At 36.2% G+C, this 22,497-nt stretch carries 23 protein-coding genes and 3 tRNA genes; 9 read left to right on the top strand and 17 right to left on the bottom strand.

The features are described from left to right. Positions 1-53: 53 nt before the first annotated feature. Positions 54-1,391 carry a glycoside hydrolase family 30 protein gene (locus J3U91_RS09475; RefSeq protein ID WP_002819684.1) on the top strand — a complete coding sequence of 446 codons (1,338 nt, stop codon included), beginning with the start codon at positions 54-56 and terminating at the stop codon, positions 1,389-1,391. Between the two features lie 124 nt (positions 1,392-1,515). Here the strand turns inward: J3U91_RS09475 and J3U91_RS09480 are convergent, their stop codons facing one another. Continuing rightward, complete coding sequence (locus J3U91_RS09480; protein ID WP_002817775.1) at positions 1,516-2,430, bottom strand: 1,4-dihydroxy-2-naphthoate polyprenyltransferase; 915 nt, start codon at positions 2,428-2,430, stop codon at positions 1,516-1,518. Positions 2,431-2,548: 118 nt separating this feature from the next. Here J3U91_RS09480 and J3U91_RS09485 point away from each other — a divergent pair, with 118 nt between their 5' ends. Continuing rightward, positions 2,549-3,556 carry a polyprenyl synthetase family protein gene (locus J3U91_RS09485; protein WP_002819685.1) on the top strand — a complete coding sequence of 336 codons (1,008 nt, stop codon included), beginning with the start codon at positions 2,549-2,551 and terminating at the stop codon, positions 3,554-3,556. Positions 3,557-3,608: 52 nt separating this feature from the next. On the opposite strand, the gene cydB is transcribed toward J3U91_RS09485, so the two are convergent. From cydB to J3U91_RS09510, 6 genes are all read right to left on the bottom strand, one after another. Then, positions 3,609-4,616, bottom strand: a complete 1,008-nt coding sequence (gene cydB, locus J3U91_RS09490) for a cytochrome d ubiquinol oxidase subunit II (RefSeq protein ID WP_002817777.1) — start codon at positions 4,614-4,616, stop codon at positions 3,609-3,611. Further along, on the bottom strand, positions 4,616-6,058 hold the full coding sequence (locus tag J3U91_RS09495; protein WP_002817778.1) for a cytochrome ubiquinol oxidase subunit I: 1,443 nt from the start codon (positions 6,056-6,058) through the stop codon (positions 4,616-4,618). Before J3U91_RS09495 ends, cydB begins: the two co-directional genes overlap by 1 nt. Before the next feature lie 25 nt (positions 6,059-6,083). Next, positions 6,084-7,256: an NAD(P)/FAD-dependent oxidoreductase gene (locus J3U91_RS09500; protein ID WP_002819686.1), complete on the bottom strand. Its 1,173-nt coding sequence runs from the start codon at positions 7,254-7,256 to the stop codon at positions 6,084-6,086. A 435-nt stretch (positions 7,257-7,691) separates the two neighbouring features. Then, the gene (locus J3U91_RS09505; protein ID WP_002819687.1) at positions 7,692-8,237 is read right to left on the bottom strand and encodes a LysM peptidoglycan-binding domain-containing protein; all 546 of its coding nucleotides are present in this window, start codon (positions 8,235-8,237) and stop codon (positions 7,692-7,694) included. Between the two features lie 194 nt (positions 8,238-8,431). Then, complete coding sequence (locus J3U91_RS09905) at positions 8,432-8,554, bottom strand: hypothetical protein (protein ID WP_256207141.1); 123 nt, start codon at positions 8,552-8,554, stop codon at positions 8,432-8,434. Positions 8,555-8,560: 6 nt separating this feature from the next. Next, positions 8,561-8,905: a DUF669 domain-containing protein gene (locus J3U91_RS09510; protein ID WP_002819688.1), complete on the bottom strand. Its 345-nt coding sequence runs from the start codon at positions 8,903-8,905 to the stop codon at positions 8,561-8,563. 89 nt (positions 8,906-8,994) lie between these two features. Between J3U91_RS09510 and J3U91_RS09515 the strand changes: the two genes are divergently transcribed. After that, entirely contained in the window at positions 8,995-9,855 is an 861-nt protein-coding gene (locus tag J3U91_RS09515; RefSeq protein WP_002819689.1) for a CPBP family intramembrane glutamic endopeptidase, read from the top strand. Positions 9,856-9,887: 32 nt separating this feature from the next. Here J3U91_RS09515 and J3U91_RS09520 read toward each other — a convergent pair. Further along, positions 9,888-9,959 (bottom strand) — tRNA-Asn (locus J3U91_RS09520). 175 nt (positions 9,960-10,134) lie between these two features. Between J3U91_RS09520 and J3U91_RS09525 the strand changes: the two genes are divergently transcribed. The 6 genes from J3U91_RS09525 to J3U91_RS09550 all read left to right on the top strand — a co-directional run bounded on the left by J3U91_RS09525 (position 10,135) and on the right by J3U91_RS09550 (position 13,357). Then, positions 10,135-10,986, top strand: a complete 852-nt coding sequence (locus tag J3U91_RS09525; protein WP_002819690.1) for a sulfite exporter TauE/SafE family protein — start codon at positions 10,135-10,137, stop codon at positions 10,984-10,986. Continuing rightward, the gene (locus J3U91_RS09530; RefSeq protein WP_002819691.1) at positions 10,986-11,360 is read left to right on the top strand and encodes a DUF1634 domain-containing protein; all 375 of its coding nucleotides are present in this window, start codon (positions 10,986-10,988) and stop codon (positions 11,358-11,360) included. Before J3U91_RS09525 ends, J3U91_RS09530 begins: the two co-directional genes overlap by 1 nt. A gap of 11 nt (positions 11,361-11,371) precedes the next feature. Then, the gene (locus J3U91_RS09535; protein ID WP_002817784.1) at positions 11,372-12,181 is read left to right on the top strand and encodes a Cof-type HAD-IIB family hydrolase; all 810 of its coding nucleotides are present in this window, start codon (positions 11,372-11,374) and stop codon (positions 12,179-12,181) included. 257 nt (positions 12,182-12,438) lie between these two features. Then, a tRNA-Tyr gene (locus J3U91_RS09540) sits at positions 12,439-12,521 on the top strand. Between the two features lie 47 nt (positions 12,522-12,568). After that, positions 12,569-12,641 (top strand) — tRNA-Gln (locus J3U91_RS09545). Positions 12,642-12,895: 254 nt separating this feature from the next. Further along, complete coding sequence (locus J3U91_RS09550; RefSeq protein ID WP_002819693.1) at positions 12,896-13,357, top strand: hypothetical protein; 462 nt, start codon at positions 12,896-12,898, stop codon at positions 13,355-13,357. A gap of 751 nt (positions 13,358-14,108) precedes the next feature. On the opposite strand, the gene J3U91_RS09555 is transcribed toward J3U91_RS09550, so the two are convergent. The 9 genes from J3U91_RS09555 to J3U91_RS09595 form a co-directional block, all read right to left on the bottom strand. Then, entirely contained in the window at positions 14,109-15,272 is a 1,164-nt protein-coding gene (locus J3U91_RS09555) for a GNAT family N-acetyltransferase (protein WP_002819695.1), read from the bottom strand. 53 nt (positions 15,273-15,325) lie between these two features. Further along, the gene (locus J3U91_RS09560) at positions 15,326-16,411 is read right to left on the bottom strand and encodes a DUF871 domain-containing protein (RefSeq protein WP_002819696.1); all 1,086 of its coding nucleotides are present in this window, start codon (positions 16,409-16,411) and stop codon (positions 15,326-15,328) included. Between the two features lie 24 nt (positions 16,412-16,435). Next, the gene (gene celB / locus J3U91_RS09565; RefSeq protein ID WP_002819697.1) at positions 16,436-17,737 is read right to left on the bottom strand and encodes a PTS cellobiose transporter subunit IIC; all 1,302 of its coding nucleotides are present in this window, start codon (positions 17,735-17,737) and stop codon (positions 16,436-16,438) included. A 138-nt stretch (positions 17,738-17,875) separates the two neighbouring features. Then, positions 17,876-18,127 (bottom strand): phosphoheptose isomerase family protein, encoded by a 252-nt coding sequence (locus tag J3U91_RS09570; protein ID WP_032804930.1) that lies wholly within the window; start codon positions 18,125-18,127, stop codon positions 17,876-17,878. 131 nt (positions 18,128-18,258) lie between these two features. Beyond that, complete coding sequence (locus J3U91_RS09575) at positions 18,259-18,717, bottom strand: MurR/RpiR family transcriptional regulator (RefSeq protein ID WP_226489949.1); 459 nt, start codon at positions 18,715-18,717, stop codon at positions 18,259-18,261. A gap of 78 nt (positions 18,718-18,795) precedes the next feature. Then, positions 18,796-20,253: a 6-phospho-beta-glucosidase gene (locus J3U91_RS09580; protein ID WP_002819700.1), complete on the bottom strand. Its 1,458-nt coding sequence runs from the start codon at positions 20,251-20,253 to the stop codon at positions 18,796-18,798. A 16-nt stretch (positions 20,254-20,269) separates the two neighbouring features. Then, entirely contained in the window at positions 20,270-21,715 is a 1,446-nt protein-coding gene (locus tag J3U91_RS09585) for a 6-phospho-beta-glucosidase (RefSeq protein WP_002819701.1), read from the bottom strand. A gap of 6 nt (positions 21,716-21,721) precedes the next feature. Further along, complete coding sequence (locus tag J3U91_RS09590; RefSeq protein ID WP_002819703.1) at positions 21,722-22,057, bottom strand: PTS lactose/cellobiose transporter subunit IIA; 336 nt, start codon at positions 22,055-22,057, stop codon at positions 21,722-21,724. Positions 22,058-22,172: 115 nt separating this feature from the next. Next, a complete protein-coding gene (locus J3U91_RS09595; RefSeq protein WP_002819704.1) occupies positions 22,173-22,481 on the bottom strand; it encodes a PTS sugar transporter subunit IIB in 309 nt (102 codons plus the stop codon). Between the last annotated feature and the right edge of the window lie 16 nt (positions 22,482-22,497).

Below are 22,497 nucleotides of genomic sequence, written 5' to 3' on the forward strand. Positions count from 1 at the left end.
TGATAATTCTTCAGAGCCGAATTCTTTAATGATTGCTTTTTTAAGGAGGTAACATGACAAGATGGATTGAAAGTACTCCAAGCGAATATTTAAAAATTAAATCACCCGAACAAGTTGGAACCTCAAAATCATCTGATCTGCAATTGACCGGTAAAGAGTTACAAAAGTTGCGTGGATTCGGCGGTTGTTTTAATGAACTGGGATATCTGCCGCTCAAGCAACTCGACAAGAAGAAACAAGAGGAAATATATCGAGATCTTTTCTCACCGGATGAACTAAATCTCTCTTTTAATCGAACTCCGATTGGTGCAAACGATTTCGCGGAAACTTGGTACAGTTACGATGAAACTGATGGCGACTATGATCTTAAAAACTTCTCGATTGATCATGATAAAGAAACACTAATTCCCTATATTAAAAATGCGCAAAAATATCAACCTGATTTAGAACTATTTGCCAGCCCTTGGAGTCCGCCAACATGGATGAAATACCCCAAAGTATACAATTCCGGTCGAATAGTTATGACTCCGGAGAATTTGCAGGCATATGCAAATTACTTCGTTAAATATATAGAGTCCTACGAAAAACAAGGAATTCATATAAAACGAATATGCCCACAAAACCAGGTATTTGCCGACCAAAAATTTCCTTCCTGCTTGTGGAATAGTGAAGACTTGCGAATTTTCATTCGCGATTATCTGGGACCAACATTTAAAAAAGAAAATCTAGATACGGAGATTTTCCTTGGGACACTGAATGGTCCGGAAGATATGTCTTTTAGCGCTACAGGAATTAAGCTGGATAACTATAATCGCTATGTCGACAATATTTTATTTGACAATAAAGCCCGTAACTGCATCAAAGGAGTTGGTTATCAATGGGCTGGCCAACACGCCATTGAGAGAACGCATGAATCATGGCCGGAAATCGAACTGATTCAGACTGAGTCCGAATGTGGTTTTGGTGAAAACAGTTGGGAATACGCCGAATACATTTTTCGTCTATTCAATCATTATTTTACGGCCGGAGCAACTGCCTACACTTACTGGAATATTATTCTGGCTGACTCGATCAGTACCTGGGGATGGCAGCAAAATTCCTTATTTTCCATCGATTCCAAGGACAACAACAAGGTAACTCGAAATCCTGAATATTACGTAATGCGGCATTATTCTCACTATGTTAAACCCGGTGCTCGCGTACTTGAAAGCACTGGCCACTTTAACTCAATGGGGATAGCATTTAGGAATCCCGATGATCAAATTGTAGTAGTGGTTCAAAATGCATTGGAACGCGAACTGCCTTTTACCTTTGTCGACCCGAATAATCCTGCTAAAAGCATAAAAGCAACATTATCGCCACACTCCTTTAACAGTTTCTGCATTGATTGAGTAAATTGTATTTAATCAGTCGAAGGAAAATTTATTTTATTCAAAGTCTTTTATAATAAAACCCGTTGCCCATAAGCAACGGGTTTTTAGGAGAAACTTATTTGTTTAAAAAAAGAAAACTCAATCAAAAATGAAGAAAGACACCAATTGCAACCGTTAAAGTCTGAGCAACCGAAATAAAAAGCAAATTCTTAATTGACAAAATAAAAGTTTCTTTTTTAACCTGCTTTTTATGGAAAATAACTAGATTATGCCAAATCAGGGGAACAATCGCGAAAGTCAATAAGCTGGCAATCGGCTGAAGCTTTAAAATAACTGAAAACAAGAGCAAAAGGAAACCAATCACATAAAAACTGTCGTATAAAATCAATGACTTCGAACGGCCAAGATAATAGACGATAGTATGACGTTTCAAAGTTTTGTCCTCTTCCTCATCACAAATATTATTAGCTAATAACAAGGCTGAAATGGCAAAGGATATCAGGCCAGCTGGCAAAAGCGCTTCGATTGCGATTGACCAATTAAAGGTCATCTTGGAATAAAGATTCAAGAAAACATTGATCAAAAAAATCATATAACCCATCGTAAATCCAGCGAAAAACTCCGCTATTGGCAAAGAAGACAGTGGCCAAGGTCCACCGGCATACAAATAACCAACCGCAAAACAGAACAGACCCATAACAAGAATTATCCAGTTGGTCCTGATTGTCAGCCATATTCCCAAAAGCGCACTGACAAAAATCAAAGCAAAAACCAGCCAGCCAATCATGTGGATATTTAAATGATTGACACCAATCACATTTGTCTTTGAAATAAAATCATTCGTTTTATTTCGCTTGGCTCTTTTATAATCCTGATAATTATCGTTTGCGTCAACAGCCATGTTGAATAAGAGCATTGCAACAAAGAAAATTAACATATTGGTAAAATTTAAATAACCAAAGCGATAATAAGAATATAGAGCGGCCAATAAAAAGGGAAAAATACTTGCTGTTTTAGCTTTAATTTCAACTAACTCTAAAAATATTTTTAAATTCATTTCTAAATTCCTTTAATGGTGTTAAATTAGAAGCCTAATGATTACCCTGATAAAAAATTGGTTTGACAACGCATATCTTTGCCAACTATGAGATATTAATAATTGAAAAGGAAGGGATATGACTGAATTTTTTGGGGAAACTTATTCTTACAAGCAGGATATTGAAAAAGTCAAAGAAATTCTCGCACAACAACATTTTAACGTAGAACCATATCAAGAAAAGACTGAAGTCCTAATTCAAAACAATGGAAAAATGATCAGAGCTTTAATTACGATTCTTTTTGGCAGATACACTTTAACTGTTAATCAAAAGAATTATGATCAAGAGACAATTTTTTCAATCGACCAATGCGCAGCAGCAATCGAATTGCTTCATTTGGCGACTTTGGTTCATGACGATGTTATCGATAACGCCGAGAAAAGACGTGGTTTAACAACTTTACAAAATTTTTTCGGCAATAAAAACACGATCTATTTAGGCGATATCCTATTTACCAAATATTTTTATCTTTTAACGTCTTTGGCTCCTTCAAAAGAATTTATCGCCTATCATTCCTCAGCGATGGAAAAAGTGTTGACAGGGGAATTAATTCAAGATGCGCTTAAATTCCATAAACAGACGACTCTTGCAGAATATTATCAAGCAATTAAAGGAAAAACGGCCACTCTTTTCAGTTTATCAGCTGTCTCAGGCGTTTGGCTTGGAAAAAAGAACAAGCAATTCGACGAGGATAATTTAGAATTTAAAAACGCCTTTAACTTTGGCTATAACCTGGGGATGGCTTTTCAAATGCTCGATGATTTAAAAGATCTGAATCCTTTAGTTAAAAATGGAAAACCGAAGTTTGAAGATTTGAAGGCTGGTATTTACACTTTGCCGATTATTTTGACGCTTAAGGACAAAAGTTTCCAAAAAATCCTTAGTAAAGGCGAGTCTAATCCTTTTATTATCGAAAACTACTTCATTGAGAATCCGGATTATTTAAAAAGATGTAAAGATATTATTGATCATTTCCTAAACGAAGCACAAAAGGCTTTGGAATTTCTGATCGACAGCCCGGAGTCCGATCAATTAAATTCATTGTTGACAAACTTAAGACTCAATCTGGAAAACTACAACATTTAAGATTGCCTTTACAAAAAAACTATTCATAAAGAATAGCGAAAACGAACAATTATTAATCACTTAAGGAATCGCTGCGTCGATTCCGCTGGACCCAGTAGCTCCAGAAGAAATAGATCAAAACAATTGGCAAAAGAACTACTAAAATACCTGTCATGATTTCCAAAGTAAGTTTCGAAGCAGAAGCGGTCTTAATCAGCAGATCATACTTACTATTATTTGAAATCATAACCCGAGGAAAAAGCCCGTTAAAAATAAAAGCAATAATAAGCACAAGACTGAATCCGCTGGCAAAAAAAGCTCTTCCATTGTGATTAAAGTGGATTGATAAATGGCCCCACAAAGTAAGAAGAACAATAATCAACACAATTAATAAACTACTAAAGAAGTGTTTTTCATAAAAATCAGTTTTGAAGATTGAAAAAACAACAAACAAAATTAAAATCGGGTAAAGCAGCCAGTATAATTTATCAGCCATATTAATAGCACGGTTATGCAGACTATTTTTCGTTCTCAAACTCAGAAAGTGAAGACCGTGTATTAAGGAAAGATAAGTAACTGCCAAACCGCCAATAACCGAAAAGATATTAACAACGACATTAAAGCCTGCCCAAACATTCCCTTGAGCATCCATCGGAACACCTTGAATAAGGCTGGTAAACATCATCCCCAAAAAGAAAGGTGAAAACAAAGAACCGAAAAAATTAGACCAGAGCCAAAGTGAACGTTGAAAAGAATTTTCGGCGTGCGTAACAAATTCAAATGAAACTCCACGAAAAATCAATGCAATCAAGGTTAAAAAGAGCAGGATATAATATCCCGAAAACAGACTTGCGTACCAAAGCGGAAAAGAAGCGAACATTGCTCCACCGGCTGTAATTAGCCAAACTTCGTTTCCATCCCAGTGAGGAGCGATTGCTCCTAAAACAGTCTGACGCTCACGATCGTTATTGGCCAAAAAACGTGTTGCCATTCCGACACCGAAATCAAAACCTTCAAAGAACAAAAAACCGGCAAATAGAATTGCAATAACAATAAACCATAAAAATTGAAAAATGGACATTAGTTATAAGCTCCCTTCTTTGAAGAACTGGAAGAATACACATCATCTTCATTATTCTGATCCGCTTGATCGGGACCAGCTTGAAGGACGCGACGAGAATAATAAAACATGAACACGCCGATAAAACTGAACAAGAGAAAGTAAACAATATTCGTGAACAGCAATCCAGCTACCGTGCTAGTTGGAGAAACGGCATCGGAAACAGTTTGCAAACCATAAACTACCCATGGATAACGGCCCATTTCCGTAATTAACCAACCACAACTATTAACTATAAAAGGTAGAAAAGTTGAAAAGCCTAAACCCCAAAGCAGCCATTTCTTTTTCAACAGGGTATTTTTCTTGCGCCGACTGAAAAACAAACCAAGCAAACATATCAGAACGATAAATACCCCGCCACCGGACATGACACGAAAACTCCAAAAGAGCGTTTTAACAGGAACATAATAATTCATGTCCTTGCCGAATTTTTTGTCATATTTAGCATGAAGCTCCTTATTAATCTCATCCATACCTTTAACGGAGCCAGAAAGCTTATGGTAGGACAAAATCGACAACAAATAAGGAACATCGACTGATTCGGTAACTTTTTTATCCTTTGTGTCGACCAAAGCGACCAAACGCCAAGATGCCGGACTGGAAGTATCTTTGTAGATTGCTTCTGTTGCAGCGAATTTCATTGGCTGGTCATTCATAATATAGCGAGTTTGTAGATCTCCAGCAGCAATTGTCGCTACAGAAGAAAGCAAAGCAACTAATAAGGCGATTCGCAAGGACTTCATATGAAATTCATGATTTTGTTTCCAAATTAAACCAAAAGCGGCCATTCCAGCGATAACCATTGCCCCGGTTGTAAAAGCGCCAAACAAGACATGGGGAAACTCTCGCCATAATTGAGGGTTTTCTAATACAGACCAAAAATTAGTCAGCCGTGCCCGACCGGTTTTGATGTTGATCATAAAACCAACCGGATGCTGCATAAAAGCATTGGCTGCAAGAATCCAAAGTGCTGATAATGCCGAAGCAAACCAGGTTAACCAAATAAAAATAACGTGAATGGAAGGTTTAAAAGTGTCCCAAGTAAACATCCAAACACCTAACATGACTGATTCCAAAAAGAAAGCCAAGAGAGCTTCTATTGCCAAAGGCGCCCCAAAAATATCTCCCATGAAACGGGAATAATTGGACCAGTTCATCCCAAATTGGAACTCCTGAATAATTCCGGTAACAACCCCCACAGCAAAGCTTAGTAGAAAGACTTTGCTCCAGAACTTAGTCATTTTCAAATAAATTTCTTTTTTAGTGAAAACATAAGTCGTTTCCATAATCGCAACGACCAAGCTGGTACCGATCGAAAGCGGAACATAAAGAAAATGAAATAAGGTAGTCATCGCAAATTGAAATCGCGAAAGTGAAAGTACACTCATCAATAATACAGGCATAATAATCTACCTCCTCAAATTAAAATCACTTACTGCTCATCATCGCTTTAAAACCGGCCAACTCAAAAACAGTGCGATCATTAACAATACGTTTAAGTGGAGCAACTTTATGGCCTTTCAATTTCCAATGGCCCATAAAGGATAGTTCTGCGACTCCGTTGGTTGGGCCCAAAGAACAGACGGTTCCAAGACTGTGATAAGTAAATGGACTGGTCTTTTGATTATTCAATTTAGCAATAATATTGGAAGCGGCCAAAGTAGCCTGAGCGACCGATATTTGACCGGTCGTTGGATAAAAACGACCATCCGGGCTTGGAACAGCGGAAACATCCCCGATGATGAATTCATTGGGATCATCGGAAGAAGATAAATCATTCTGAACCGCAACTCGATTTCGCTTTTGTGTATAGCCGGAATCATTAATAACGTGACTGCCTTTAACACCAGTTGTCCAAATAATTGTATTAGCATTGAAAGCTTTGTCTTTACTAATAACGGCTCCTTTTTTAACTTCTGTAATCGATGTTTCGGTATAGAATTCAACACCCTGGTTCTTCAAATAATTAACTGCATAATCGACCAATTTTGGATCAAACATCGGCAGTACCTTAGGCGCTGCTTCAATGCAATAAATTTTAATTTTTTCTGCCGGCAAATTAAATCTTTTAACGAAGTCCGGCAAGCGATGAAGCAGTTCTCCAATATATTCAATCGAAGTAAAACCAGCTCCGCAAACAGCAATATGAAGATCGTTTTCATCATGACTGCTTTGAAAACGGGCCAGAGTTTCTTCCAAGCGCTTCTTAGCAACTAAAGCAGTATCGATATCAATGATTGGCAAACCAAATTCATCAGCGCCTTTAATGCCGAAGGTCTCGGACTCAAAGCCCAGGCAGGTTACCAAATAATCATAGGAAACAGTGCTTTTGCTCTTTAATTCAACCTTTTTATTCTGACGATCTATTTTGACAACTTCATCTTCAATAAAGTCGACTTGGTTGCCAATTACATCACGAATATTTAAACTTATATCATTTGGACTTTTACTACCGATTGCAACTTCATGAAGTTGAGTGGATTCATAATGATAAGAGTTTTTGTTAATAAGAACAATTTTGGCATTAGCTTTATGGTCAACGAGTTCTCTAACAACTCGTAATCCGGCATAACCGGCACCTAAAACAACAATCGTTTTCATAAAAATCTCCTTAATAAAAAATTTGTATAAGCTTTTTGCTTAATACCCAAATAGAAAAGCAAAACATTTTTGGTTTGCGGATACTAATCAGCAAAAATAATCTCAGCACCTTCTTAACCCATACATAACTAGAGGATTTAGAACCGGATTTTACAGGTCTGGTTCTAAGACAATTGTAAGACCAATCAGAGATATTCTAAATTTAATAAGAAAATCAAATGATAACCGACAGTATCCTTTGGAAACCAATAAATAAAAGAAACGGACAAATGTCAAGGTAAATATAGACACGTCCATCATTAATAAATAATAACAATCGCTTTCATGAAATTCATATCAAAATCGAAAAAAACGTATCAATTACAACCAAATTCAAAAGAAAAATAAAAAACGTCCCTAAACAAATTAGAGACGTTTCTATGATAAACACTATTTTTACCAACCACCGGTTGTTGGAACGTTTTGCCATCCACCATAACGGGAATTAGCATACCAATTAGCAACAGCATCTTGGTGGGCAGCACTAAAATCAGAAGTAGAGCCACCAACTGCGGCAACACCAGCCGCCCAAGTTGAAGCAGAGAACTGGTAAGCTCCCAAATAACCGTTCCCAGTAAAGGTACTGTAGTTATTTCCTGATTCAATCTCACGACGCAACAATGCTGAACTACCGCCAGAAGTTGTTGCAGGCGTAGTAGTTTCTACAGCAGCTTGCGAACTTTGAGATGAAGTCGAAGTTTGTGTTGCTTCGGTGCCATCAACTGTTAATTGATCACCAGTATAAATTAGGTTAACGTTAGATATTTTGTTTTCTTGAGCAAGTGAATCAACACTTGTATTGAAGTTCTTGGCAATTTTCGATAATGTATCGCCAGATTTTACAGTATAGGTTGTATCCGCACTAGCGCTGACAGCCGAAAAAGAAATTGCAGCTATTGAAGTCACAAGTACAGTACTTAGGTTTGCTTTTAAATTGAACATAAATATAGATTAGCCTAGCGATATTACGAAAACTTTTGATCAATATTATTTTAATTACTATCTATTTACGGGTTATTAAATTAAGGGAGTATGTAAGCCATTTTATGTAATAAAGTAACATTAGCTTAATAAAAAGGCCTTTAATTAGTAAAAAAGATGGATATTATCATCCATCTTCAACATAACTAAGGTCTTTAAACATCCTCTAAGAGTACTTGTGTTGGTTCCCAGTCCCACGGAGCGATTGTTTCCTGCACCCGATCTTCACCTTGAAAGGTCGAAATGTCGTGTGTTAAATTGACTCGGACTGCCTTCAATAACAATTATTCTTTGAATTCATCAAAGTTTGTATAAACACGTTTGTTAGAGGCGCCAGCCGCAACAGCGATCGCATTTAGAGTTGTAAAACGGTATTCTGGGTTTTTCTCCGAATTCCAAACAGCCGTGAAGAAAACCCGTCCGGCATATTTCCCATTAGTATTGTCCAAATCTTCTTCCTGATCTAAACCGCGTCTGACTTCAAGTTGAAACCTGATTCCGGAATTACCGGTTGTTGCTTGTTTTTCAATGATATCCTTAATAATTACTTCGTATGTTCCGGTTGGCAAAGCATCATAGTTATTGGCCTCTGGTAAATGATCATAGTCTGTTTTCAAAAAATCTGTCATCTTTTCTCCTATATTCTTTATTACGTTTTTTTGATTAAAATAAGAAAAATTGACGATTAAAAATATAAATGCTTTAATGATAGAAACTTATGGCAAGAAAACTCACGAAAAGCAGACTAGCAGTTAAAACAGTATTGATTTTCGTTTGGATCCTGCTCAGTATTTATTCAACAAGTATATTAGTCGGCAAGCTTGCCCAGGAATATTTTTTAAAAGAGGAAAATGTCAATATTTTCTCCAATAGTTTTACAAATAACTCTTCAAACACGACAACAAGTCTTGAATTAAATATAATTTCCGAAAGTCTGTTTTTTATCCTATTATTCTTAGGCAACCGTCTTTTCTTCCATGTAAAGATTAAAATAGCGACACGACGTTTTGCCTGGGGCTTGATATACGTTTTACCACTGGGCATTTTCTTGATTGGAAACGTTATTCAGGCTCTCAACACTTTAATAAACAAACAGATTGATCAAAATGAAATTATTCTGGCACTTGTTTTTTCTGTGATCGTCGGAATAGCCGAAGAATTTGCTTTTCGGGGATTGATATTAGGAAATTTATTGACTTATCATAAAAAAAGTCTGTTTTATTACTTTTCGGCAATATTGATTCAAGGATTTTTCTTTGGTGGACTGCATTTGGTTAATCTCGATCGTCAAACTTTTTCGGTCACCTTTACGCAAATTATTTATGCCAGTGCAATAGGAATAATTTTTGGAGTTGTCTATGAAAAAAGCGGCAGCATTGTTATTACAATCTTGGCTCATGCTTTAATCGACGGACTGGCCTTTATAGCCGATCCGACAGCCGTAATGAAAAAAAGTTTAGAAACTCTGCCGTCTTCGACATATGTAGTAATGGCGGGAATCTTACTTTTCATTATCGCCTATGAGGCATTAACGATTCTTTTGGCAAATAAAGCGAAAATGGATAAAATTTGGCAATAAAAAAACAGCAAGTATTGTTGCTGTTTCAAAAACTGTCCAGGCTGGGTTCGAACCAGCGACATCCGCATTAACAGTGCGGCGTTCTACCACTGAACTACTAGACAATAGTAAAGTAATTATAACTACTTTATTTGATTTTAGCAAGCTTATTAACGATTATCAATAAAATAATCATAATTGAAAATTTACATAAAATTCATAAAGAAAAAAAGACTTTTTATTAATTCTCAAGAAAAATAAAAATCGCCTTCCTACCTATTTATCGATAACATAGTAAATATGAGTTTTACTTTGCTTATTGTTTATATTTCGATTGGTATTCTTGCCGGTGTTTTCGGAGCTGTTTTGGGTTTGGGCGGAGGAATGATCGTAACTCCAATTCTTGTCTTGGGTTTTAACCTACCAATTCACTATGCAATCGCCGCTTCGATTATTGCCGTAATCGGAACTTCTTCAGGTGCTTCGGTGGCTTATTTAAAAGACGATTTGCTAAATATTCGTGTTGCAATGTTTCTTGAGATTTTTACAACTATTGGCGCTTTAATCGGAGCTGTTTTAGTGGGTATTTTTAAAGCATCCTGGTTAAATGCTTTCTTCGGCTTTCTTTTACTGTATCAAGGTTTTGCAATGTGGCAGAAAATGCATAGCAAAAAAGCCGATACACTAGCTTTAAAAGACGATACAGCTGCTCGAAAATTAAACCTGGATTCTTCTTATTATGATAAATTGCAAGGAAAAGAAGTCACTTATCATATTCAAAAAGTACCGTTTGGAGCTCTGATAATGTTTGGCGCCGGTTTTGCATCCGGTTTGTTGGGAATCGGTTCGGGCACGTTCAAAGTCTTTGCAATGGATACTGTTATGCAAATGCCGTTAAAACCATCAAGCGCTACCTCCAACTTCATGATGGGAGTTACAGCTGCTGCTTCGGCTCTAATCTATTTTTTCAATGGAACGATCCAGCCTTTGATCGTCGCCCCAATTGCAATTGGAATCATTTTTGGATCGACTTTAGGATCAAAAGTAATGCCCTATTTACCAAATAAACTGTTGAGAGGTATTTTTATTCCAGTTGTTGTTCTGGCTGGAGTTCAGTTGGTTATTAAGGCTTTGGGAATTAACTTATACTAATGAAAAACGAAAATAGACAAGAAATTAAAAACGAAAGCAATATAGAAGAAGGAATTGGTTGGATTCTTAGAATCGGAGTCGCTATTGCGGTTATTATTATGTTTGTTGGTGTCCTATTATTCTTTATTAATCAAAATACCGGTTACGGAAAAACAATTCCCGTCAATCTGGTTTTATTAATTAAAGGATTGGAAGAACTAAAAGCCGGAGCCTGGATTATGATTGGAATTTTTATCTTAATTCTTACGCCGACTATTCGGGTTTTTGCTTCAATCTTTGCTTTTCTGATCGTTAAAGACTATCTATATACAGCAATTACTGGACTTGTATTCTGCATTTTGTTATTTGCTGCTTTTATTGGATTAAAGGGTTAACTAAAAAAACTATGTCGAAAATAAAACTAATCACAATTGATATTGATGGAACTTTACTGTCAAGCGGTCAGCAAGTGCCCAAAGAAAATATTCAAGCAATTAGGCAAGCGGTCAACCAAGGAATTAAGATTGTTATTGCTTCCGGCCGGCCATTATCGGGGATTCTGCCTTGGCTGAAAATCATTGGCGTCCCTAAAGCTGATGATCAATTTGTGATTGCGTTTAATGGCGGAGTGATTCAAACGACTTCAGGAAAATTAATTGCCAAAAATGCAATTGACTATAACGGCTATAAAACATTACAAAATTTTGCAGATAAACAAAATGCTTATTTTCAAGTTGAATCGCTGGATGGATCGCATACTATTTCCCGTTTAATACCCAAAGAAGCACAGATGGAAAACTATTTAATTAATTCTGCTTTACAAATTCACGACCAAATGCCGGAAAAAGTTGAGTTTATTAAACCAATGATCAACGGAAGTCAGCAGGAATTAGACCGTCTTATATCGATAGTACCCAAAAAAATAGAAAAAAATTTCAATGTCGTCAGAGGGGCCTGGTATAACTTGGAATTTATGTCCAAAAAGGCTTCTAAAGGCAGCGCTCTCGCAATCCTCATCGATCATTTGGGAATCTCAAGTGACGCAACAATGGCGATCGGAGACCAAGGTAACGATCTATCAATGTTTAAAGTAAGTAACTTAGCTGTCGCAATGGGTAACGCAGCAAATGAAATAAAATCAAAAGCCGATTTCGTAACAAAAACGAATAATCAAGCAGGCGTCGGCTTTGCAATATCGAAATTTGCGATCAATTAATTTTTAAATTTACTTGATTGACAAACTTAAAAGACGGAGCAATAATATAGGCACATCTAGGAAAGGAGGCGATCCGTTTTGAATTCAATTAAATCTGAACTTCTCAACGGTTTCGCCGCTTAAAGGAAGAGCGGCGGAAGCTGTTGAGAGAACCCGGGCAAATTTAGTTAGATGGCTCGGGTTTTTATTTCTCTTTTTTTGGAAAAATACTTGATATTCGTATCATTTTCCCTTAGAATAATTTAGTCAATGCGATTGGGAGTGTAGCGAAGTGGTTAAACGCTGCGGACTGTAAATCCGCCCTCTTACGAGTTCGTAGGTTCGAATCCTACCGCTCCCATCGGTAATAGGATTCGCTTGTTCGTCACGAATTTATTACCAGTATATTGCCCCATAGCCAAGTCGGTAAGGCAGCGGTTTTTGGTACCGCCATGCGCTGGTTCGAGTCCAGCTGGGGCAATAATTAATTAAAGCCGATATATCCAAATGTTGATATACCGGCTTTTTTGATAGTTAAATTGTATGAAATAAGATAGGGTATTAGCAGTAATTTCAATAATTAAAATCGCTATCTAATGTTTATAGGCATAGCGATTAACGTTGCTTCTATAATTTAAAATAAATTTTTATGTCTGAACAAAGTGTATTTTTTTAAAACTGCTCAATTTCCAAGACATCTTTAATTAAGGCGATAATATAATTAGGAAAAATTATATGGCATACAAAGTTGACTTTAAAAATGTCTCAACAATAGGCTTGGAAAGTTCATCAGTTGCTGAAGCTTTGGCCGGTTTGCGGGCAAACGAGGCTCGCTATTTTTGGAATAAATATAAGCATCATTTTATAACAATACCCGCCGCAGAAAATCCAGAAATTATAGCATGGATTAAAAAAATATTGGCTGAACGGGATCTTCATTTTTCCTACAAAGCGTTGGAAGTTAGTCAGTTCGAAGTCGAAGGAATCAAATTTGCTTATGCATTTTATGAAAACGGTTTGGTAGTTAATATCATGTATTCATTAACGGACAGAAAAAAACGTGCAGTTGGCTTTAAGTTAGCAGACGGAATCACAATTCCTCCCGAATTTGAAGGTAAGTTCAAATTTGCCCGACAAAAATCAAAATTAGCCGGTACGATACGTGGTTCCTTTTTCGTAATAAAAAATGAATATTAACTTTAATAAATGATTATTAATTCTATAATATGTTTAATCGTCACTAACAAAGTAGTACCAATAACTTATAAAGCCTTATTCAGCGGACTCCAGTCCTCCTTTCAAATTAAAAAACTCACGATTTTTAAAAAATTAAGGCATTTTTAGTTCAGAAATAAATAAAATCATCGATTTTAAATTTAATCTTTTTTAAAATGAAAATAATAGTTTTAATCACATTGACTATTCCCTGTCTTAAGGGTATGAATAAAAATAGTGCTTTTGTTGCAAAAGGGTGAATAATGGAACAAACATTAAAAAATACTCGTATTGCTTGGATCGATATTTGCCGTGCAATCGCTATTACATTAGTCATTCTCTAGGTTCCTATTGGCCAGGAAATTTTGGCAATTTTATTTTTGCTGTTCATTTACCAATTTTTTTCGTGTTAAGCGGATACTAAAGTGCTCCATAATTGTTAGACAAGAAATCTAACAGTCATTTTTACATTTTTAAAATGAAATAACGACTTAATCCAGTCATACAGGACTTGATATAATGTGAATACACCTAAAATGAAAAAAATACTGGTATTGAACGGCGATACTTGCCATACATGCCATGTCAAAGAATGTAACCTCCCAATAGTATTTTCCTTCTATTAACTTATAAACCCATGACAAGCGTACTATACTTTTTTTTTCATTAATTATTACATATTTTTTATGAATTTTATTCTATATATTTTATTATATTTTGGTCCTTACCAATTTTAGAAATAGTCGATCAACTGAGGTCTTTCGGAAACAAAGACTTTTGATAGGCTATTTATCTTACTTAAATCCCCTTTAACCGCCCCATAATCAGCTAAAGAGTTTAAATTACGATAGCCAAACATTGCCTTAGTTAGCGTCTGGATTGTTAACTCAAGATCAGCTCCTTCACCGTCGGCATCACTTAATTTTACTTTGCCATCATTAATCTCTAAAGCCCAAGTATGATCATTCCATTCCAAAGTATCTTTAACCCTAAAGTAGATTTTTTCTAAAGAATTTACCTGAATTGGATAGCGTTGTAAAAAGTCCTCCAAATTAACAATTCTTGCCATCATATAAGGAGTAACTGTTAAATTTGTTGTATAAGGATCATCTAAAATATCTGATTTAAAATCTGGATTTGGTGATTCATAAACAAACTTCGAAAAAATTGATTGATGCTTAATAACAAATTTGGCTAATAACTGACGACTTAACGGATTGAGGTTGATCCATTCGTGTATATAAAAGGTTTGATCTTGGTTGTAGTAAATTAAATAACCAATCAAAACATCATCGTCATCGTAGGCTAGAGCGGCCTGGTAATCGGAATGCTTATCAAGCATATGATCCCACCACCATTTTGAACGATTAACTCCACCTAAATCATTGTGATCTAAATACATTTTCTTTAGTTCATCAGGAATACCCTTGATGGAGATTCTTTCAACATGGCCGTGCTCAGCATTTTTGATTCTAGGCAAACTTTCACTCTTGATCTCAACTTGTGTGTGATCAAAGACCTGTTCAAACCCAAAACGACGATAGTATCCAAAGGAAAATGGTGCTAAGTACGACAAAGTAACATGATTCTTATACATGTCAAACAGTGCTTCGTTCATTAATTTACCAGCACCACCTTGACCGCCAAATTCAGGCGCACTCATTACATCCCCGATACCATTCATCTTATAGTCAACACCATGAAAATTGACTTCAAAAGGAATACTAAACAGACCACTACCTAATTTTGAACCATTCATAATACCGTAAGATAACGAATGGTCATATCTTTCTTTGAAGACACGTTTACGTTGTGATGAGTCTTGACGATTAAAGGAATACAAATATAAGTCATAAAACTTGTCGAATTCATTTTCTCCAAGCAAATATTTATTCATAACTTTCTCCCTATAAAAAAATACTATTCATCCGAGAATAGTATTTCTTTGTCTTATTCAGTTAACTTAAAACTACTCCAAGGCTCTATGTATTTCAACAGAAAAGCCTCATCAGAATTCAAATGACCAATAACATTACGTCGTCCATCATTCTTAATATCACGTAGTGCTATTTGAGTTTCACCTTTATATTGTCCATATTTTTCATTAACAATAATGATGTCACCCCGTTTAATATCATCGGTATCATGAGCAGGAAAGTCACGATCACGATAATGCACTCTAGTCATAGTACTACGTAACAAGTAATCTGATGCATCGCCACGATAAACGTGAGTAGACTTCAAGATAACCTCTTTTTCTAATTCAGTAGCATTTTGAGAAAAATCCACTTTCAAAACTGGATATGGTGCATAGAAAGCTTTCGAAGCTTCCTCTAATTCTTCATCAGATGCATAAGTGTTACCGATAATCACATCATCAACTACACCACTTAGCAATAAGTGTTTAACTTGAGTAGCGATTGGTAAATCACGATCATCTTCCAAAGTTGGTAAACCATCTTGTACTGGCCATGGTCCAAAGGTTGCTTGATGTGAACTTACAAAGGCAGCGGAATGGATGTTACGTTCCTTAAAGAAGTTTGACCATTTAATGAAGAAGTCTTCCCCCAAACCAGTATATCTTTGAGGATAGAAATTATGACAACCTAGTAAGTTGTTTGTATCTGGATGATATGAAATGATATTGTCCAAGTAATGAGTACCAGAACTCATATTTATTTCAATTTTCAATCCATAAGGATTACGAGTCATTTTAGCCTCTTCCATACCGGAAAAGCCCTCGTCTAATCTGATTCCATAAGCCCCAAGATCGTGGAAAAATGATAAGTCATCGTAACTGATGTTCAATTCCTTAAACAATCTAGGATTCATATCTACAATCGTAACGAAACCAACCTCATTTCCATAAGCAATCGTTTCTTTGAAACGATTGATAGTCTTATCCTTGTCATCACCCAACTCTAATAATGAAGCAAATATTCTTGAATAACCTAGTTTACTAGCTGTATCGAGATATTTTTTATCTTCCTCTAGGGTTGAATGTTCAGGATATAGTGACAATCCAAGTCTTCTCAAAACGAAACCTCCAAAAAATTAGTATTAAGCTTCAGCGTTCTTTGGATCTAATTCTTCAGCCAACTTTTCTTTATCCATTGACTTGAAGAAGTAGAAGTACATCAAAGTATCAAGAACGATATTGATAATTTGCATTACAGAACCAGAAATATGTCCAGTTGCAATGAATCCTGATAGGATTGGTGGAGTTGTCCAAGGAATGTAAACACCCATTGGTCTTGCAACCAAGTTAGTAGCCATACCAATATATGTTGTTGTTACGTTAATCAAAGGTGTAACAATAAATGGAACTAACATCTTGTAGTTCATAACAATTGGTAGACCGAAGAGAATAGGTTCGTTAATATTGAACAAAGCAGGTCCAGCAACCAACTTACCTAAAGTCTTAAGTTCCTTACTCTTTGCGGCGAAGGCTAACAACATAGCCAAACCGATTGTGGCACCAGAACCACCCATGTGAACGAAGTTATCGAAGAATGATGTTGTAACAATATTTGGTAGAGCTTTACCAGCAGTGAATGCTGCGTGGTTTTGGTTCAAAGCTGTTAACCAGATAGGCATCATAACACCAGAAACAACGTTAGCACCATGAATACCGAAGATCCATAGGAAGGAAATTAGGAGTTCGGCTACTAGAGCACCAGGTAATGTGTTATTCAAGTGACTTAGTGGTGTTGCCAAGAAGAATGAGATAATATTTGGAATACTTTGCATTGGTGTTGCTTCAACACCTAAACGAATTACCCAAACAAGAGCCAAAACAATGAAACCTGGGAACAAAGCAGCAAATGAGTTACTTACTGCAGGTGGAACTGTATCAGGCATCTTAATTGTCCAGTTCTTGTGAACCATCCATACATAAAAGTCGGTAATGAATAAACCAACAATAATAGCTGTAAATAAACCAGCTGAATCAAATTGTGTCAATGGAATCCACAATGCGCCAGCTTTATCTGTCTTCAAAGGAATAGTAAGTACGAAAGCACCCGTTGAAACGATTGAAGCAGAGATTGGATCGACCTTATAACTCTTTGCCAAATTATAAGAAATACCAATAACAGCAATCAGACCCATAATATGGAACGATGCGTTAGTTGGATATTGTAAAACGGTTGCCCAATTCTTACCAAAGACACTAGCCATAAAGTCCAAATAGGCTTGAATTGGAAATTGTGCGATAATCATGAAGACTGATCCAATGATGATCATAGGAACAGCTAATGTCATACCATCACGCAATGCAATCAAATGACGAGAAGAAGCAAGTTTACCAGCGAGTGGAATAACCTTGTCGGTGATAAAACTGTTTGGTTTCTTTTCAGCCATGAGCAAAACCCCCTCAAAAATAAAATTTGTTACTAAGTAGAAACACTGTTATCCGCTTACAAATACCATTGTAAACCCTTTCGTCGAAATGTATATGTTTTTATAAGTAAAATAATATGTTTTAACCTAAAAAACATGTCACCAATCTGTGACATGTTCCGAAAATCTATTATCTACTTGGTCTACCATCTTATGGTAAGCACAATTAGAGATTTGTTCTAAGGTATAAACAATAGGCACTTGCGTCGTAACATTGATGTGTCCCTTACGATTCTGAGGCGTATCATAGGAAATTGCAAAGTCTGTTACCTGATTTAAAACAGAATACGAATTAGCCGTCAAAGCAATTGTTTCTGCCCCGTTTTTCTTATAATAACGAGCTTGTTCCAATACTTCATCAGTCTCACCAGAAAATAGATACTAAAACTAATAAAGTCTTGCTGAAATCGCGATTGGAGAACGGTTCCGGTTGGAACGGATCAATGATCGGTAATGAATAAATACCATAACTAGATAAAATACTAGCTCCATATTGAGCAATGCGCCCAACTGTTACCTACTCCAAAGAACAGAACCAGGTCAGCAGCGTTAATCATATCGGCAGCTTGTTCAATTTTGTTATCAAATGGTTCTTCATCAGCAACTAATTGGAAAAAGTTCTTGATTGGTTCCATGCTGGGATCCTGCTGTGCTTTAGAAGGCTGTTTCAAGCTTTGCTTTAAGGCAAATTTGAACTCTGAAAAGCCACTGTAGTCCATTTTCTTAAGAAATCTCAAAATGGTTGTTGTTGAAACATGTGCGGCATTAGCCATCTCACGAATAGTCATATCTTGTACTTCTCTGGTATGCCCGATGATGTATTTATAAACGATTAATTCTAATCGATTCAACTCATGAACTTTCTGATAAGAAAACATGTTTTTTTCACCCTCCTTTTTATTGGTATATATCATTTTTACTAAACTAGTTTCAGTATACATGTAACAAGTTACATTTTCTAGCGATAAAAAAAGCCGAGACAAGTGATTTAGTCGTTGTCTCAGCTTTTTTTGTTAGATTCAGTCTAAGTCTAATCCGTTCGAACGGATTACTTTTTGATACCAATAGAATGAATCTTTCTTTGAACGTTCAAGTGTTCCGTTACCTTCATCATCTTTATCGACATAAATGAATCCGTAACGTTTGGACATTTGACCTGTTCCAGCAGAAACTAAATCAATGCAGCCCCATGGAGTGTAACCCATAAGATCTACGCCATCTTCATTAACTGCTGTAATCATTTGTTTGACGTGGGCACGCAAGTAATCAACACGATAATCATCATGGATACTGCCATCTGATTCAACTTTATCATATGCACCAAAACCATTTTCAACGATCATCACTGGCTTGTGATAGTGTTCAGTCAACCAGTTCATTGAATATCTCAAACCAACTGGATCAACAGGCCAACCCCAATCATTGTATTTAAGGTTAGGATTCTTAACTGCTTCACGATCACCAACAAACTTAAATTCAGGATTGTCATCACTATACTTAACAGTCATAGAATTATAATAACTAAAGCCAACATAATCAACTGTTCCTTCACGTAAAACAACGCGATCTTCAGCTGTAATATCTGGTCTTAGGTCATGATTCTTGAAGTATGCTTCCATACCAACTGGATATTCACCCAAAGCTTGAACATCAGCCCACCAGTAACGTCTTTGCATAGCTTTTTCAGCCAATAAGATGTCCTTAGGATCTGATGATGCTGGATAAACTGGAGTAAAGTTGACCATATTACCAATTTCAAAATCAGGATTGATCTTGTGACCAATTTTCACTGCCAAAGCACTAGCAACGACTTCATAATGTGATGCTTGATACATCAAGGCTTCACGTTCTGCTTCAGATTCGTTATTTCTAAAAATCAAACCAGAATCAGTTGCAATAGAGAAATCATTTGTAAAGGTTGTTTGATTGTTAATTTCATTGAAAGTCATCCAATACTTAACCTTATCCTTGTAACGTTTGAAACAAACTGTCGCAAACTTAACAAAGAAATCAATTACCTTACGATTTCTCCAACCACCATATTCTGTAACTAAATGATATGGCATTTCAAAATGTGACAAAGTAATAACTGGTTCAATACCATACTTTAAGCATTCATCAAACATATCATCATAAAATTTCAAACCAGCTTCATTAGGTTCCGTTTCATCACCATTGGGAAAAATTCTTGTCCAAGCAATAGATGTTCTAAAACACTTAAAGCCCATTTCGGCAAACATTTTAATATCATCTTTGTAATGATGATAAAAATCAATAGCCTCATGATTAGGATAATTTCTGCCAGCAATTATGCCATCAGTAATCTCACGGGGTTTTTGATAAGCACCAGCTGTCATAATATCCGATACACTGACACCTTTGCCGTCAACATCCCAAGCTCCTTCGAGTTGGTTTGCAGCAACGGCTCCTCCCCAGAGAAAATCTTTTCTTAATCCACTTTTTGTTGTTTCAGTCATATAAAGCCCCTCTCAACTATATGTCTAGATCTTTACCATTTGATTCAATTACTTTTTTATACCAGTAGAAGGAATCTTTTTTAGAACGTTTCAAGCTACCATGACCTTCGTCATCTTCGTCAACATAAATCATTCCGTAACGTTTCTTCATTTCACCAGTACTTGCTGACACAAGATCAATGTGACCCCATGGAGTGTAACCAAGTAATTGAACGCCATCTTCTTTAACAGCCTTTTCCATTTGTAAAATATGATCATGGAAGTATTGAATACGGTATGGATCATGAATACTACCATCATCCTCAACCTTATCGTAAGCTCCAAAACCATTTTCAACGATGAACAAAGGTTTATGCCAACGAGTTGTCATCCAATTCATAGCATATCTCAATCCAACTGGATCAATTTGCCAACCCCAATCTGATTTCTCAACGTATGGATTTGAAACCAAATCATCATGTTCGTCATAATCAAAGTGAGTTTCACCTTCATGTGCCTTTGTTGCAAAGGACATGTAGTAACTGAAGCCGACATAGTCTACTGTTCCAGCCTTAATTGTTGCTAAATCGCTAGCCAAGATATCTAAATTATAACCTTTACGAGCCCAATACTTTTGAATCCATTCAGGATAGAATCCTAAAGATTGAACGTCACCAAAGTAATAACGATATTGCATAGCACGTTCAGCTTTCATAATATCAGCTGGTTTAGATGTCAATGGATAGATTGGACACATAGCAATCATGGAACCAACTTGTAGACTTGGATCAATTCGATGAGCAATTTGAACCGCATCAGCACTAGCAACAAATTCATAATGAGCAGCTTGGAACATCTCTTCTTCCCAGTTGTCATTCTTATCTATTTGCAAGCCGGAGTTTTGAAGCAATGGATGTGGATCTGGCCAATCAGTTTGATTATTTATTTCATTGAAAGTCATCCAATACTTAACTTTATCTTTGTAACGCTTGAAACAAACTTCAGCAAAGCGATCAAAGAATTCAATCATCTTACGATTGCTCCAACCGCCATATTCTTTAACAAGATGATATGGCATTTCAAAATGTGACAAAGTAATAACTGGTTGAATACCATATTTCAAGCATTCATCAAACATATCATCATAAAATTTCAAACCAGCTTCATTAGGTTCCGTTTCATCACCATTGGGAAAAATTCTTGTCCAAGCAATAGATGTTCTAAAACATTTCAAACCTAATTCCGCAAATAATTTAATATCTTCTGGATACTTGTGATAGAAATCATTACCCCAATGATTAGGATAAATTTCTCCATCCTCGACACTATCTGTGACTCTTCTTGCAACACCTTTAGCACCAGCTGTCATAACATCGGCAATACTTACACCTTTGCCACCCTCATTCCAGCCACCTTCTAATTGGTGTGCTGCAACAGCGCCTCCCCAAAGGAAACCTTTGGGCATTTGAATTCCCTCACTCATTTAAGATTATTCTCCTTCTTTAGCAAGTTTCTTATATAGATCAACAATTTCTCCGGCTAAGTCTCTAAATGTAATAGCATTCATAATATGATCTTGTGAATGTACCATTAGCAAAGTAACTTTAGCGTGATCACCATTAGCTTCTTTAGTTAGCATATCTGTTTGAGAATTGTGAGCGTCAACTAAGAACTTGTCAGCTTCCTTCAATTTTTGGTCAGCAACTGTAAAGTGACCTTTTTTAGCAGCATTGATAGCTTCAAAAGATGAACTCTTAGCATTTCCTCCGTTAATAATTAGTCCCATAACTGTTTGTAGTTGTTCATCATGTTGTTCTTCTGCCATTATTCTGTTCTCCTCATTAATCTAATTTTATATTTTTATTAAGCGCTTACTTTATCTTTAAAAAACGAAAAGGGTGCTAACATGCGCCCTTTTTGTGTGTTTTATAAATGAATGATTATTTGATTAAGCTTAAAGCTTCTCTTAGAACCTTTTCACCGTTCAACATTCCGTAATCTTGCATGTTGATAACTTCAACAGGAATTGTCAACTTCTCTTTGAATTGACCTTCTAGATATCTAACTTGAGGTCCAAGCATTAAAACATCAGGATGTTTTTCTTCTAGTTTTGCATCAGCATCAGCAGCGGCAGTAGCGAAGATTTCAGCATCAACACCGTCACTTTCAGCAGCTTTTTGCATCTTTGATACTAGTAAACTTGTTGACATACCTGCAGCACAGCAAAGCATAATTGTTTTTTCAGCCATAATAAAATACCCCTTT

The sequence above is a fragment of the Oenococcus oeni genome (assembly GCF_020510245.1).
Taxonomy (GTDB): Bacteria; Bacillota; Bacilli; order Lactobacillales; family Lactobacillaceae; genus Oenococcus; species Oenococcus oeni.